The sequence below is a fragment of the Rhodococcoides trifolii genome (assembly GCF_014635345.1).
GTDB classification, from domain to species: domain Bacteria; phylum Actinomycetota; class Actinomycetes; order Mycobacteriales; family Mycobacteriaceae; genus Rhodococcoides; species Rhodococcoides trifolii.
Genome location: NZ_BMCU01000002.1, coordinates 712729 through 726910, shown reverse-complemented (window position 1 = coordinate 726910; position 14182 = coordinate 712729). Strand labels below are relative to the sequence as shown.

Annotated in this window: 14 protein-coding genes; 4 read left to right on the top strand and 10 right to left on the bottom strand. The window is 65.4% G+C overall.

The window, feature by feature from the left end; genetic code table 11:
- Positions 1-9: 9 nt before the first annotated feature.
- The 10 genes from smc to uraD form a co-directional block, all read right to left on the bottom strand.
- Positions 10-3645 carry a chromosome segregation protein SMC gene (smc, locus tag IEW02_RS10600; RefSeq protein ID WP_188544745.1) on the bottom strand — a complete coding sequence of 1212 codons (3636 nt, stop codon included), beginning with the start codon at positions 3643-3645 and terminating at the stop codon, positions 10-12.
- Positions 3646-3682: 37 nt separating this feature from the next.
- Positions 3683-4615, bottom strand: a complete 933-nt coding sequence (locus tag IEW02_RS10595) for an alpha/beta hydrolase (RefSeq protein WP_188544744.1) — start codon at positions 4613-4615, stop codon at positions 3683-3685.
- A 130-nt stretch (positions 4616-4745) separates the two neighbouring features.
- On the bottom strand, positions 4746-5018 hold the full coding sequence (locus IEW02_RS10590) for an acylphosphatase (protein WP_188544743.1): 273 nt from the start codon (positions 5016-5018) through the stop codon (positions 4746-4748).
- Positions 5015-5425 carry an OsmC family protein gene (locus tag IEW02_RS10585; RefSeq protein WP_188544742.1) on the bottom strand — a complete coding sequence of 137 codons (411 nt, stop codon included), beginning with the start codon at positions 5423-5425 and terminating at the stop codon, positions 5015-5017. Before IEW02_RS10585 ends, IEW02_RS10590 begins: the two co-directional genes overlap by 4 nt.
- Positions 5426-5477: 52 nt before the next feature.
- Complete coding sequence (locus IEW02_RS10580) at positions 5478-6203, bottom strand: 2-phosphosulfolactate phosphatase (protein ID WP_188545282.1); 726 nt, start codon at positions 6201-6203, stop codon at positions 5478-5480.
- A gap of 22 nt (positions 6204-6225) precedes the next feature.
- A complete protein-coding gene (locus tag IEW02_RS10575; protein ID WP_188544741.1) occupies positions 6226-6987 on the bottom strand; it encodes an IclR family transcriptional regulator in 762 nt (253 codons plus the stop codon).
- 30 nt (positions 6988-7017) lie between these two features.
- On the bottom strand, positions 7018-8376 hold the full coding sequence (locus IEW02_RS10570) for a nucleobase:cation symporter-2 family protein (RefSeq protein WP_188544740.1): 1359 nt from the start codon (positions 8374-8376) through the stop codon (positions 7018-7020).
- A gap of 9 nt (positions 8377-8385) precedes the next feature.
- Positions 8386-9279, bottom strand: a complete 894-nt coding sequence (gene pucL, locus IEW02_RS10565) for a factor-independent urate hydroxylase (protein ID WP_188544739.1) — start codon at positions 9277-9279, stop codon at positions 8386-8388.
- A gap of 3 nt (positions 9280-9282) precedes the next feature.
- Entirely contained in the window at positions 9283-9624 is a 342-nt protein-coding gene (uraH, locus tag IEW02_RS10560; RefSeq protein ID WP_188544738.1) for a hydroxyisourate hydrolase, read from the bottom strand.
- Positions 9621-10145 carry a 2-oxo-4-hydroxy-4-carboxy-5-ureidoimidazoline decarboxylase gene (gene uraD, locus IEW02_RS10555; RefSeq protein WP_188544737.1) on the bottom strand — a complete coding sequence of 175 codons (525 nt, stop codon included), beginning with the start codon at positions 10143-10145 and terminating at the stop codon, positions 9621-9623. The genes uraH and uraD overlap by 4 nt, the downstream gene beginning before the upstream one ends.
- 134 nt (positions 10146-10279) lie before the next feature.
- On the opposite strand from uraD, the gene IEW02_RS10550 reads away from it, so the two are divergent.
- The 4 genes from IEW02_RS10550 to gcl are packed head-to-tail and all read left to right on the top strand — an operon-like array spanning position 10280 to position 14181.
- Positions 10280-10672, top strand: coding sequence for an allophanate hydrolase-related protein (locus IEW02_RS10550; RefSeq protein WP_188544736.1), 393 nt, complete (start codon positions 10280-10282; stop codon positions 10670-10672).
- A gap of 11 nt (positions 10673-10683) precedes the next feature.
- Positions 10684-11487 (top strand): hydroxypyruvate isomerase family protein, encoded by an 804-nt coding sequence (locus IEW02_RS10545; RefSeq protein ID WP_188544735.1) that lies wholly within the window; start codon positions 10684-10686, stop codon positions 11485-11487.
- Between the two features lie 11 nt (positions 11488-11498).
- The gene (locus IEW02_RS10540; protein ID WP_229745933.1) at positions 11499-12380 is read left to right on the top strand and encodes a 2-hydroxy-3-oxopropionate reductase; all 882 of its coding nucleotides are present in this window, start codon (positions 11499-11501) and stop codon (positions 12378-12380) included.
- A gap of 1 nt (position 12381) precedes the next feature.
- Positions 12382-14181 carry a glyoxylate carboligase gene (gene gcl / locus IEW02_RS10535; protein ID WP_188544734.1) on the top strand — a complete coding sequence of 600 codons (1800 nt, stop codon included), beginning with the start codon at positions 12382-12384 and terminating at the stop codon, positions 14179-14181.
- Position 14182 lies beyond the last annotated feature (1 nt).

Genomic DNA, 14182 nt, shown 5'->3' with positions numbered 1-14182 from the left:
CCGGTTCGATCAGGATTCGACGGGGACCTGTGCCGCCGCCTCGGAGGCCGCCGGCTCCGCGACCGGAAGGTCACGTCCGCGCATGCGCTGGGAGATCACGGTGGTGATGCCGTCGCCGCGCATGCTTACCCCGTACAACGCGTCCGCCACTTCCATCGTCGGCTTCTGGTGGGTGATGACGATCAGCTGCGACTTCTCGCGCAGTTGTTCGAACAGGCCGATCAGCCGGCGCAGGTTGGTGTCGTCGAGAGCCGCCTCGACTTCGTCCATCACGTAGAACGGAGACGGGCGGGCGCGGAAGATCGCCACGAGCATGGCCACCGCGGTCAGCGACTTCTCCCCACCGGACAGCAGCGACAGCCGCTTGACCTTCTTGCCCGGTGGACGCGCCTCGACCTCGATGCCGGTGGTCAGCATGTCGGACGGGTCGGTGAGGATGAGCCGTCCCTCGCCGCCGGGGAACAGTTTGGCGAACACACCGACGAACTCGCGTTCGACGTCCAGCCACGCCTCGGTGAATACCTGGAGGATGCGGGCGTCGACGTCGGCGACCACACCCAGCAGGTCCTTTCGGGCACTCTTGACGTCTTCGAGCTGAGTGGAGAGGAAGTTGTACCGCTCCTCGAGCGCCGCGAACTCCTCGAGAGCAAGCGGATTCACCTTGCCCAGGGTGGCCAGGTCCTTCTCGGCGCGCTTCGCGCGACGCTCCTGGCTTGCCCGGTCGAACGGCATCGCCGCCGGGGCGACGACGGTTTCGCCGCGCTCCTTCGCCTGTTCGTATTCCGCCATCTCGAGTTCTGTCGGCGGCAGCGTGACGTCGGGGCCGTATTCGGCGACGAGATCGTCGAGTGCGATCGAGAACTGTTCCGAGATGGTCTGTTCGAGCTGCTCGATCCGTAACGCTGCTTGCGCACGTGCCACCTCGTCACGATGCACGGCGTCGTTGAGCTGAGCGAGCCGACCGGAGAGGGCTCGAACCTGTTCCTTCACCCGCTCGAGCTCGCCGGCTCGGTCCGCGCGTCGACGGCCGATCTCGTCTCGCCGGGTCGCGGCTTCCGTGACGGCAACCTGCAGACGGGCCGCTACCCGTGTGCCGGCATCGGCGACGGCAGACGCGACGGCAGCGGAGTGGGCTCGCGCGGCCATTGCCCGTTCCGCACGCACTCGTGCCTCCCGCTCGATCCGCGCCGTTCGACGTAGCGAATCTGCCTTGCCGCGAACGGATTCCGCTCTCTCTTCGGCAGTGCGGACAGCGAGGCGGGCCTCGACTTCCACGGCTCGAACCTCGACGAGGGCCGCGGCTGCCATCTCACGTTCGGCGGAGGTACCGGTGTTGTCGTCGGCGGTGTCGTCGTCCCCCTGGTCACGCTCCGCGTTACGAAGCCGCTCTTCCAGTTCGGCGAGGGAGGCGAACGCCCCGTCTCGCCCGGTCTCGGCAGCGTCACGCTGCGTCTGCAGCCGCGCCGATTCGGCATGGGCGGCCCGTGCCACCTGACCGAGCCGGCCCAGCTGCTCGTAGACCGCAGCCATGGCCGCGTCGGACTCGTTGAGTGCCGCCAGAGCCTGCTCCTCAGAATCGCGGCGATCGGACTGTTCGTCGAGAGCCCCGGACAGTGCCGCCGCCAGTTCGTCCGCGAGCCGTTCGGACGCCGCAAGCTCCTCGACCGACGAATCGATGGCGGACTGTACTTCGATGGTGCTCGGTTGGCGTTCCGAGCCGCCGGTGATCCATCCGGCGCCCATCAGGTCGCCGTCGCGCGTGACAGCTCGCAGATCCGGATTCGCTTCGGTGAGAGCAACTCCCGCGGCCACCGAGTCGACCAGGACGGTGTGGCGCAACAGCGCGGTGACGGCTCCGCGGACCGACTCCGACGCATCGACGACGGACAGAGCCCAACGGGCGTCGCCGATGGACCGGTCGACGTTCGCCGCGTCGGCTGCGATCCGATGGACGATGGCGGCCCGTCCCCCGTCACCGTCTTTGAGCGCTTGCACGGCAGCGCGGGCTCCGTCGGCGTCGTCCACGGTCACTGCGTCGGCGGCTGCGCCGAGGGCGGCTGCGACGGCAATCTCGTATCCCGACTCGACGGTGATGTCCGTGGACAGGCGCCCCCGTACGGTCGACGAATTGTCGCCGAGCCACGCACCGCCGTCCTTACGCTCGAGACCCATGGCCAGAGCGTCGATGCGGGCGCGCAGCGAGACGACGCGTTGGCTTGCTTCCCGTTCTGCCGCTTGCAGTTCCGTCACGCGCTCGTTCGCGATCCGGAGCGCGTCGACGGCGCGCTCGTGGTGCGTGTCGAGACCCACCTCGCCCGCGTCGAGGACGCCGATCTGTTCCTGGACGCTGTCGAACTCGACCTGTGCGTCGTCACCACGCCTGCGAGCTTCGTCGATTGCCGCGGCGAGGCGGCCCACTTCGGCGTCGATGGATTCTGCTCGCGTGCGCATGGTGTCGACCTGACCGGACAGTCGGGCCAGTCCTTCGCGCCGGTCGGCCACGGCACGAACGGCTGCGAAGTGTGCGCGTTCGGCGTCGGCTGCAGCCTCTTCACGTTCGGCGAGTTGCTCACGGGCGGCGTCCAGCGTGGCGCGTGCCATCTCGACGGCCTCGGTCAACTCGAGTTCTTCCTCGGCGACCCGATCGGCCTGCGCTTCGAGTTGGTCCGGGTCCGGCCCGCGCCGATCGTCGGGTGCACCCTCGAGGTGCCGGGCGCGTTCGGTGGCGATGCGCACGGTCGCTCCGACACGTTCGGCCAGCGCGGACAGTTGAAACCACGCCTGGCCCGCCGCTTCCGCACTCGGTGTGAGTTGCGCGAGGGCGTCCTCGTGTTCGAGCTGCACTGCGTTGCCTTCGGACAGCGCATCCTGGACCGCGGCGTACTCCTCCCGTGCTCTGCTCTCGTCGTGACTCTGTTCGGCCAGCTCGCGTCGGCGGGTGACCAGATCGTCGGCGGCGAGTCGCAACTTGGCGTCACGCAGGTCCGCCTGCACCGTCTGAGCTCGGCGGGCAACCTCGGCCTGGCGTCCGAGGGGTTTGAGCTGGCGGCGTAGTTCGGTGGTGAGGTCCGTGAGTCGCGCGAGGTTGGCCTGCATCGAGTCCAGCTTGCGGACGGCCTTTTCTTTCCGCTTGCGGTGCTTGAGCACCCCGGCGGCCTCTTCGATGAACGCCCGGCGATCTTCGGGACGCGATTCGAGGATCGCGGCGAGACGACCCTGGCCGACGATGACGTGCATCTCTCGGCCGATGCCCGAGTCGCTGAGCAGTTCCTGGACATCCATCAACCGGCACGAGCTGCCGTTGATCTCGTATTCGCCGGCGCCGTCTCGGAACATGCGCCGGGTGATCGACACTTCGGAATAGTCGATGGGCAGTGCGCCGTCCGAGTTGTCGATGGTCAGTGTCACCTCGGCACGGCCGAGCGGCGCCCGCCCGGACGTCCCGGCGAAGATGACATCCTCCATCTTCCCGCCGCGCAGCGCTTTGGCGCCCTGCTCCCCCATGACCCAGGTGAGCGCGTCGACGACGTTCGACTTGCCTGATCCGTTCGGTCCGACGACGCAGGTGATTCCGGGCTCGAAACGCAGAGTCGTCGCCGAAGCGAAGGACTTGAAGCCCTTCAGCGTCAGACTCTTCAGATACATGGCGGTTGAGGTTACCGGGTTGCCCGGCCCGCGCCCGTCACGCGCCGATGGCGCCCGCGATCATCGGCCACGAGTTGTACAGGTCGGCGGTGAACAAGCCCCAGGTGTGTGCACCTTCGGACCGCCGAACGTACGTCGCGGGGATGCCCAGTTCCGAGAGCCGCGACGCCATGGAGGCCGTGCACCCGTCCGCTACCGCCTCGACCGGACTGGGAACCACCAGCGGTCCGTCGATCGGGCCGGGAAGTCCGCTCGCGGCGGAGATGTAGATGGCCTTGCCGCGCAACTCACCGGCACGCAGCCAGGGGTCGTGGGCGGCCCACGAACCGCCGCCGGGCACTCCCCACATGTTCACGATGTTTCCACCGCCGCGGGTGACGACGGCGGCGGTATTCAGCACGCCCACAACGTCACTGGAACGGGCGCATCCGCTGTAGGAGCCGACGGCGCGGTACAGGGAAGGCGCCTGGATCGCAAGATCGAGGGCAGGTCCAGCCGACATAGACACGCCGCTGATGGCGTTCACCCGCGTCGTGTCGTAATGGTTGTCGATCACGCCGGGCAGTTCACGCGTCAAGTACGTCGTCCACTGGTTCCTGCCGAGGATCGGGTCGTCCGCCTGCCAGTCTGTGTACATGCTGAATCGGCCGCCGACCGGCATCACGACGTTCACGTTCTTGTTCGAGAAAAAGCCGACGACATCGGTGTTGTCGAACCACGAAATGCCGTCTTCGCCGCCGCCTGCGCCGGTCAGCAGGTAGAAGGTCGGTGCCCGCTGCCCGCCGACGGGGTGGACGACACGATTAGGAATGACCCGGTTCATCGACGGCGAGTAGACGTACACCACGTCGACGCGATCCGAGAGTCGGTCGATGTGGTCGATCCGGGCTCCCTCGGCGGAAGCCGGAGCGGCGTATGCCACCGACAGCAGAACTGCGGTGACGAGGAACAAGGTGATGCGTCGAAGCACTGCAGCAAACCTTCCGGATGGTCTATTACCGTCCGGGCAGCTTAACCTCGCTAATATTTCGCCTCGGTCACGAAGCAGTTGCGGAGTGGTGTGGAAGTGGTTCAACGCTGGACTGTTTCAGCTTTCGAGGTCAGCGTTCGACGAACCCGTCCAGTCCGCCCTTCGCCTGTTCCCACCTCTCGACCACGGTGTTCACCTGGCCTGGCGTGTCACCCGACCGCAGTTTCGCCAGCAACGATTCCAGCTGCAGGCGAGGTCCTTCCGCGACCACATGCACCCGCCCGTCGACGGCGTTGGTGGCCGAGCCCACCAGTCCGAGTTCGAGCGCGCGCGATCGCGTCCACCACCGAAAACCGACACCCTGGACGTGTCCGTGGACCCACGCGCTGAGGCGCTCGGTCACTGGTCCGCCTCGATGGTGAGGTTCACCGTCGTGCCTGCTTTCAGCGTGCGGCCCACGGTGCACACCTTGTCCACAGCACGACCCACGACCGACAGCAGACGTTCGCGCGCGTCCGGATCGAGCTCACTGAGGTCGAGTTGCAGCACCTCGTTCAGCTCGGGGTAGAGCTCGTTCTCGCGGTCTGCGTCACCGGAAACCTTGACCGTGGCGTCGTAGTCGTCGCCCAATCGTCGGGCAAGCGGCGTGTCCGAACTCATTCCCGTGCACGCCGCCAGGGCGATCTTGAGGAGTTCCCCGGGAGTGAAGACACCGTCGACGTCCTCGGAGCCGATCAGCACCTCCGCACCGCGTGAGCTCTTGCCGGTGTAGCGACGGGTTCCAGTGCGCTCGACCCATAGTTCAGCCATGGAGCAAGTGTAGTTCCGGGTCGGCGGAGGCTCGAGTGGAACTCCACGCCCATCACCCCGCTACGAACACGCCCGCACGGAGCACTGGAACCGACACGCTCGCGTTGACCTCGGTCGCGATGTCCACGTCCTGTGGGAACCCCATCGCTATCAGCTCACGGCCGGAGGCGCAGTCGCGCACTGCCGTCGACACGTTGTCTCGGACCGCAGCCCACGCATCGGCAGCAACATGCGCCTCGGGTGACGCAATCGAACCTGCTTCGATCAGCTCGAGGATCACCGCCCCTGCGCCCCACAAGTCCTCGACACAGGGCCTGAGGGACCCGTCCGGCCACCGCTCCCCTGCTGCAACGATCGACACCGTATCGAACTGTCGCGCAATGTGGTTCGCGACAGCTGACGCGTTGCGCAGGCACGCACCGATCACCGGCCTCGACTGGAGCCCCTGCGCGATGGTCGAACCGTTCGGCGACGGCAGCACCAGGCGTGCGGGCGTCGGCGCCGACCGGATCGTGGCCGGCGACAGGCTGATGTCGTCGGGGCCGGCCGTGCTGCGCGGCACGGCCAGTACGGCGTCGTTGCGCCGAGCGAAGTCGGCCGCCGACTTGTGCCACCGATACGGGAGCACCTCGATTCCCGCGTCGACAGCAACGGACAGCGTGGTGGTGAACGACAGCACATCCACGACTACGGCAGTGTCGGCGGCAATGGCCTCGGCACCGGTTCCGCCCCAGTCGAACCGGACGGCGTAGTCGAGTTGGCGGTGTTCACAGTTCACCGTGCCGACCTCCCGGCGCGCATCATCTGGTCGGTCCATCGCTGGCCAGATCCTTCGCCAACCTCTGTGCGGCCGAAACCAGCAGCGGCACATACCGATCGGCGGTGTCGAGGGTGACGCGGGCAGCCGGGCCGGCAATGGAAATCGCGGTCAGCGTGGGTGCCCCGACGACGGGTACCGCGAAGCATCGCACGCCGACTTCCTGCTCCCCTTCGTCGATCGAATACCCCCGCTCACGAATAACTGCGAGGTCGTCGAGCAACGCCGCAGTGGAGGTGTGGGTGTTCACGGTTTTCGCCGTCATGCCGGTTCGGCCGACCAGAGCGAGCACCTGATCGTCGGGAAGCTGTGCCAGCAGCGCCTTTCCGACTCCGGTGCTGTGGGGGTACACCCGCTGCCCCACCTCGTTGAACATGCGCATGGCGTGTTCCGACGGGACTTGCGCCACGTAGACCGCCATGTCGTCTTCGAGAAAAGCCATGTTCGACGTTTCGTGCGTGATCTTCACCAGCTCGGCCAGATAGGGTCGCGCCCAGGAACCGATGAGCTTCGTCGAGCTCTCACCGAGACCGATGAGCTTGGTTCCCAACGCATATCGCCTCGACGGCAATCTGCGGGCGTACCCGAGAGCGACGAGCGTCTTGAGCAGACGGTGAATGGTGGGCATCGGCAGCTCCGCTGCCTCGGCCAGTTCGCTGACTCCCACGGATCCGCCGGCCCCCGCCATGATTTCGAGCAGTTCGAAAGCACGTTCCACGGACTGCACGCCACCACCGGACTCCATACCGGCCACCTTATTCCACGAAGTGGAAGATCACTCGATCGGCGGTGAGGCTGCGAGCACGGAGGGTGAGGATCGCCGTCCCTTGGTGAACTCGTTGAAGAAGATGTTGAGCAGGACGGCCACGATGCTGGCGGCGCTGATGCCGGAATCGAACACCACATGCACCCATTCCGGGAATGCCGACCAGAAACCGGGAACGGCGATCGGCACGACGCCGAAGCCGATGGCAACCGCGACGATCACCAGATTGAGGTTGCCGTCGAAGTCGACCTTCGACAACGTCCGGATCCCGCTCGCCGCCACCGATCCGAAGAGAACGATGCCCGCGCCGCCGAGGACCGGAAGCGGCACGGCCGCAACCAGTCTGCCCAGAACCGGGAACAGTCCGAGGAAAAGCAGTACCGAGCCACCGGCCGCCACCACGAAGCGACTCTTGATACCGGTGACGGCGACGAGTCCGACGTTCTGCGCGAAGGCACTGGCCGGGAAGGTTCCGAAGATCGGCGCGACGGTGGTGGCAAGCATGTCCGCGCGAAGTCCGTCACCGACGCGTCGGGCGTCGACCTTGGTACCGACGATTTCGCCGACGGCAAGAATGTCCGCTGTCGTCTCGGTCATGATGACGAGGATGACCACCACCATCGAGATGACGGCGCCGATCTGAAATGTGGGAGTGCCGAACGCGAACGGCTCCGGAAAGCTGAAGAACGCGCCGGCGCCAAGATCCGAGAAGTCCGCCTTGCCGATGCACACGGCGAACACGGTTCCGGCCACGATCCCGATGAGGATGGACAGGCGGGAGAACGTTCCGGTGGCCAGACGGCTGACGATCAGCACCACCAGAAGGCTGAAGCCGGCGAGACCGATGTTCGACATCGATCCCCAGTCGGGCGCAGTCTGCACTCCCCCCATCGCCCACCGACACGCCACCGGCAACAACGAGACTCCGATGACGGTGATGATCGTCCCGGTCACGACGGGTGGGAAGAACTTCACGATCTTGCTGAAGAACGGTGTGATCAGAATGCCGATGGCGCCGGCCGCGATGATGGCACCGAACACCGCGTTCAGCCCGCCGGGACCGCTTGCCACCGCAACCATCGTCGACACCGAGGCGAACGAGATGCCCTGCACCAAAGGCAGTTTGGCACCCACATACGGAAGACCGAGCGTCTGCAGGAGGGTGGCCGCCCCGCTGACGAACAGCGCCGCCGATACGAGTATCGCGATGTCGGTGGTGGACAATCCCGCCGCGCCGCCCACGATCAGCGGCGGCGCGATGACGCCGCCGTACATCGTCAGAATGTGTTGCAAGCCGTACAGGTACGTCTTACCCAAACTCAACCGCTCGTCTTCTGGGCGGGCAGGATCGTGCGCCGGGTGCTTCATCGTGGGCTCCTAGCAGAATCCGGCGACGGTGTCCCAGGCGCGACCCGCGTCGGGGGCGTCGTCACGTTCGACGGTCGCTTCGATCAGTCCGTACGGCCTGTCCGCGGCGTAGAACACTTCACCGGGATTGTCCAGACCGAAAGGTTCGAGGTCGACGAGGAAGTGGTGTTTGTTGGGCATCGAGAACTTGATCTCACCGATCTCGGGGTGCGCCTCGAGAACGTTGGTCCCCATCTGGAACAGGCTCTGCTGCAGGCCGAGTGAGTGAACGGTCGCGAACGTGTCCAACATGATCGTCCGAACGTCGGTGAACGTCTTGTCGAAGTCGAGCTCGGTGGTGAGGTAGCGCCAGCGCGCACTGACGGACGTCGCGAGGATTCGGTCGGTCGTCTCCTTCAGTGTCGTGTAGTCGTCGGTGGGGAATCCCCAGAACTCCGACCCCGTCGACTTCAGGACGACGAGGTCGCTGAGCCCGGACACGACCCAGGTGTCGGGGCCCTCGATCGTCACGATGGTGGTGCGCTTCTCGTCGCCGGCACGGACGAAGGAATGGTCGTGCCCCTCCGGTCCGGTCGGAATGCGATCCCACGAGTACTGCTCGATCTCCCAGCGGCCGCCGGTGATCCAGTCGAAGTCTGCGGTGAAGTGCCGGCCGAGGCGCTGGGCGAACTCTTCGATGGCGCCGATTCCGTGACGCGCGAAGGCGTAGACGGTGTTCTTCTGGGTGTCGGTGGCGACGACGTGGCTGTTGTCACCGTCGGTGTGCGCAGCGGACAGGTCGCCGCGCAGTTGGGAGGTGACGCTGATGTCGGTGATGCGGTGACGCGGTGTGTCCCGATCGATGCGCACCAGCCGGCATTCTGCTTTGCCGTACTGATTTGCTCCGAGAACGATCTTGCTCATGGTCTAACTCCCTCGATAGGTGGTGAAAGCGAACGGGCTGAGGAGGATGGGAACGTGGTAGTGCTCGTCGACCGCCGCTATCTCCACCGTGATGTCGATGCGCGGGTAGAAGGTCGAGCGGACGTCACGGCCGAAGTAGGACGCGGTGTCGAACGTCAGTCGGTAAATTCCGGGCTCCAACGCGGCGGGGCCGAGATCGGAGATCCGACCTTGTTCGTCGGTAGTGCGGGAGGCCACCGCGTTCCAGCCGTCGGCAAGCAAAGCAAGCTCGACCGAAACGCCCTGCGCGGGTGATCCGTTGGCAGCGTCGAGAACGTGAGTGGTGATGTGACTGCGGTCGGTCATCGCAGCGCCCCGCCGGTCAGCCTGACGGCAGCGATCTCCCGTAGTTCGTGTTCGACGACCCCCAGTTCGGTCGCAGCGTCGTTCTGCAGTCGCCGCTCGAGCTCCCGCAGGATGTCGTCGGCGTCACGGCCGGCCGCTCGAATCAGGAATACACGACCGAAACGTGCCTCGTACGAACGGTTTCCGGTGTCCAGCCGAGCTCGAATCTGGACGTGAGTCGCGTCGACACCGGACTGCTCGGCGCGTGCGTTCGCCGCGTGTGCGTCGTCGCCTGTCGGTCTGTCCCCGATACGCGGGTGGTGCCCTAGCGCATTGTCGATCTCGTCGGACGTGAACGGTGCAGCGGCCGTCATGACCGCGTCGCGGAGAGCAGGACCGGTGAAGTATGGCCGCCCGTCGAGGAGTGCATCGACCCACCGGGGAATGTCGAGGCATGTACGGAGCAGGTCGCGTGCCTCGCTACGGAGCATGTCGTCGACCCGGAGCTCACCTGATTCCGCATTGCGAAACAAAGATTCCATATATTGCAGCGTGACAGCGGTCACAGCCAGTGTCAAGCCCTGAATTCGGCGGTTGACTTTGCTGATGTGACGCGCAACACTCGTCTGGCCAGTGGAATTTGTATTCCGCATTACGGATTTTGGAGGTTCGTTCGATGGCACACCTTTTCTGCAACGGCGGTGCGATGCGCGGCGGAAGTCTGCATCACAACGTCGCCGATCACACGTTCCTCGGAACTGTCCGCACCGTTCCCACCTATCGCTTCTATTCGGTTCGCGACGAATTCCCAGCCCTGGTTCTCGATCAGCAGGCCGGCGCCGCCATCGAGGGTGAGCTGTACGAGATTCCGATGGACGACATCCGCACCACCTTTCTGCCCGACGAACCACCCGAGCTCGAACTCACCGTCGTCGCTCTCGACGACGGACGCTCGGTACTCGCCGTGGGTCTGCGACCGGGGGTGCTCGACGGGCAATCGGGCGATCTGACCGACATCACCGAGACAGGGAGCTGGCGTCGATACCGCGGACTGCCCACACCTACATGAAAAGAGTTGACATGGAACAGTATTCCTTCGCCGTGAACTGCTCGATCCTGTTCACCGACGTGCCACTGCTCGATCGTCCGCAGGCGGCTCGCGACCACGGATTCGATCGCGTCGAATTCTGGTGGCCCTTCGCAGCGCCGGTTCCCACGGACACCGAGGTCGACGCCTTCGTCTCGGCCGTACAGGACGCGGGCGTCGAGCTCACCGGCCTCAACTTCGCCGCCGGCGACATGCCCGCGGGTGATCGTGGCATTCTGTCGGACCCTCAGCAGATCTCCGCCTTCCGCGACAACATCGACGTGACCGTCGGAATCGGCGAACGTCTCGGCACCACGGCGTTCAATGCTCTGTACGGCAATCGGATCGAGGGCGTCGATCCACAGACACAGGACGAGACAGCCACCGACAACCTCGTTGCCGCGGGCACGGCGGCCGCTCGCATCGGCGGAGTCGTCTTGATCGAACCGGTGAGCGGCGTCCCGGCGTACCCGCTGAAGACAGCCGCCGACGCGGTTGCCGTCATCGACCGAGTGAGCGCGCGCGGCGTCGACTCCCTCCGTCTGCTGGCAGATCTCTACCACCTCGACGTCAACGGTGACGACATCGCGCGAGCCCTCGACGCCTACGCCCCGCTGATCGGTCACGTGCAAATTGCCGACTCCCCCGGGCGCGGCGAACCCGGCACCGGCGCACTCGATCTCGCGAAGTACCTCGCCCAACTGAGGTCGAACGGCTACGACGGAACCGTCGGACTCGAATACAAGGCCACTCGCAGCGACACGTTCGACTGGCTCTCCCCCGCAGTCTCGAAGTAAGGACACATCATATGAGCACCATTGCATTCATCGGACTCGGCATCATGGGAAGCCCGATGGCCGTTCATCTTTCGAAGGCCGGTCACCAAGTGACCGGGTACAACCTGTCCCCCGATCGCACCGCCCCACTCGTCGAGGCGGGCGGATCGGCAGCCGACTCCATCGCCAAGGCCGTCATCGGGGCCGACATTGTCGCCGTCATGGTCCCCGACTCGCCGGACGTGCAGGACGTGCTCGCCGCAGAGGGTGGCGTGTTCGACAACGCACCCGCCGGCGCCCTGATCATCGATTTCTCGAGCATCCGCCCCGATGTCACGGCGAACCTGGCGCAAGAGGCCGAATCACGTGGCTTCCGCATCATCGACGCACCGGTGTCCGGGGGGCAGGCCGGCGCCGAGAACGCGAGCCTGTCGATCATGGTCGGCGGCTACGCGGAAGATTTCGAGGCGGCCAAACCCGTTCTCGACGCCGTCGGAAAGACGGTGGTCCACGTCGGACCCAACGGAGCGGGCCAGACGGTGAAGGCGGCGAACCAACTCATCGTCGCCGGCAACATCCAGTTGCTCGCCGAGGCCATCGCGTTCCTCGAGGCGTACGGCGTCGACATGCCGGCGGCCGTCGAGGTTCTCGGCGGTGGACTTGCCGGATCGGCCGTGCTGAACCAGAAAGCGCAGAAGATGCTGGACCGGTCGTTCGAGCCCGGCTTTCGAATCGACCTGCACCACAAGGACCTCGGCATCGTGACGTCCGCTGCTCGTGAAGCCGGCGTCATCACACCGGTCGGCGCTCTGCTGACCCAACTCATGGCGTCCGCGCGCGCGAACGGCGACGGTGGTCTCGATCACTCCGCGCTTTTCCGCGGCGTCGAACGGCTCGCAGGAAAGGTGAACTGACATGACACGCATGCGCGCGGCGGATGCCGCAGTGAAGATTCTCGAACTCGAGGGTGCCACCACGGCATTCGGGCTTCCCGGCGCCGCGATCAACCCCTTCTACTCGGCGATGAAAGCGCACGGCGGGATCCGCCACGTACTCGCGCGCCACGTCGAAGGTGCGTCGCACATGGCCGAGGGATTCACAAGATCCAAAGCCGGAAACATCGGAATCTGCATCGGCACTTCGGGTCCGGCCGGCACGGACATGATCACCGGGCTGTACTCGGCCATGGCCGATTCGATTCCGATCCTGGCGATCACCGGCCAGGCACCGGTGGCCAGACTGCACAAGGAAGATTTTCAGGCGGTCGACATCGCGTCCATCGCAGCACCGGTGACGAAGATGGCGATGACCGTGCTGGAGCCGGCGCAGGTGCCCGGCGCCTTTGCGCAAGCGTTTCACCTGATGCGGTCAGGTCGACCCGGCCCGGTTCTCATCGACCTCCCCATCGACGTGCAGATGGCCGAAATCGACTTCGACCCCGACACGTACCAGTCGCTGCCCGTACACAAACCGCGCGCGTCACGTGCGCAGGCTGAGAAAGCGATCGACATGCTGCTCTCGGCCGAGCGTCCACTGATCGTGGCGGGCGGGGGCATCGTCAACGCCGACGCGTCCGAGCTGCTGGTGGAACTGGCCGAAATCCTGAACGTGCCGGTCATACCGACTCTCATGGGGTGGGGAACCATTCCCGACGATCACCGTCTCGCGGCGGGCATGGTCGGATTGCAGACCTCGCACCGGTACGGCAACGCGACACTTCTGGCCTCGGACTTCGTGATCGGAATTGGAAACCGTTGGGCGAACCGGCATACCGGTGGTCTCGACACCTACCGAGGGAACAGGACGTTCGTCCACGTCGATATCGAGCCGACCCAGATCGGTCGCGTCTTCGCTCCGGACTACGGCATCATCTCCGACGCCGGAGCGGCACTGGAGCAGTTCGTCGCCGTGGCGCGAGAACGCCGTGCGGCCGGACGCATCCGCGATCTGTCGGGATGGGTCGAGGACTGTGCGACGCGCAAGCGGACGATGCAGCGACGCACTCACTTCGACGACATTCCGATCAAACCCCAGCGTGTCTACGAGGAGATGAACCGGGCTTTCGGCCGGCACACCCGCTACGTCAGCACCATCGGGCTGTCGCAGATCGCCGGCGGACAGTTCCTTCACGTCTACGAGCCACGGAACTGGATCAACTGCGGTCAGGCCGGACCGCTCGGGTGGACCATCCCGGCCGCTCTCGGAGTGGTGGCGGCGGATCCCGGTTCGACGGTCGTCGCACTCTCGGGTGACTACGACTTCCAGTTCATGATCGAGGAACTCGCCGTCGGTGCGCAGTTCAATCTGCCCTACGTGCATGTCGTGGTGAACAATTCGTACCTCGGCCTGATTCGTCAGGCCCAGAGAGCGTTCGACATGGACTTCTGTGTGCAGCTCGGGTTCGACAACATCAACCACACCGACCCGATCGACGAACAGCCGGGAATTCCCAAGGGGTACGGCGTCGACCATGTCGCGGTGGCCGAGGGTCTGGGATGCAAGGCGCTCCGCGTCACCGAGCCCGACAGGATTGCCGAAACGCTCACCAAGGCACGGTCGCTCGCAGCCGAACACAAGGTGCCCGTCGTGGTCGAGATCGTGCTCGAACGCGTCACCAATATCTCGATGGGTACCGAACTGGACAACGTGGGCGAATTCGAAGAGTTGGCGATGTCGTCGGCCGACGCCCCGACCGCCCTGCTCATGCTGGACTGAT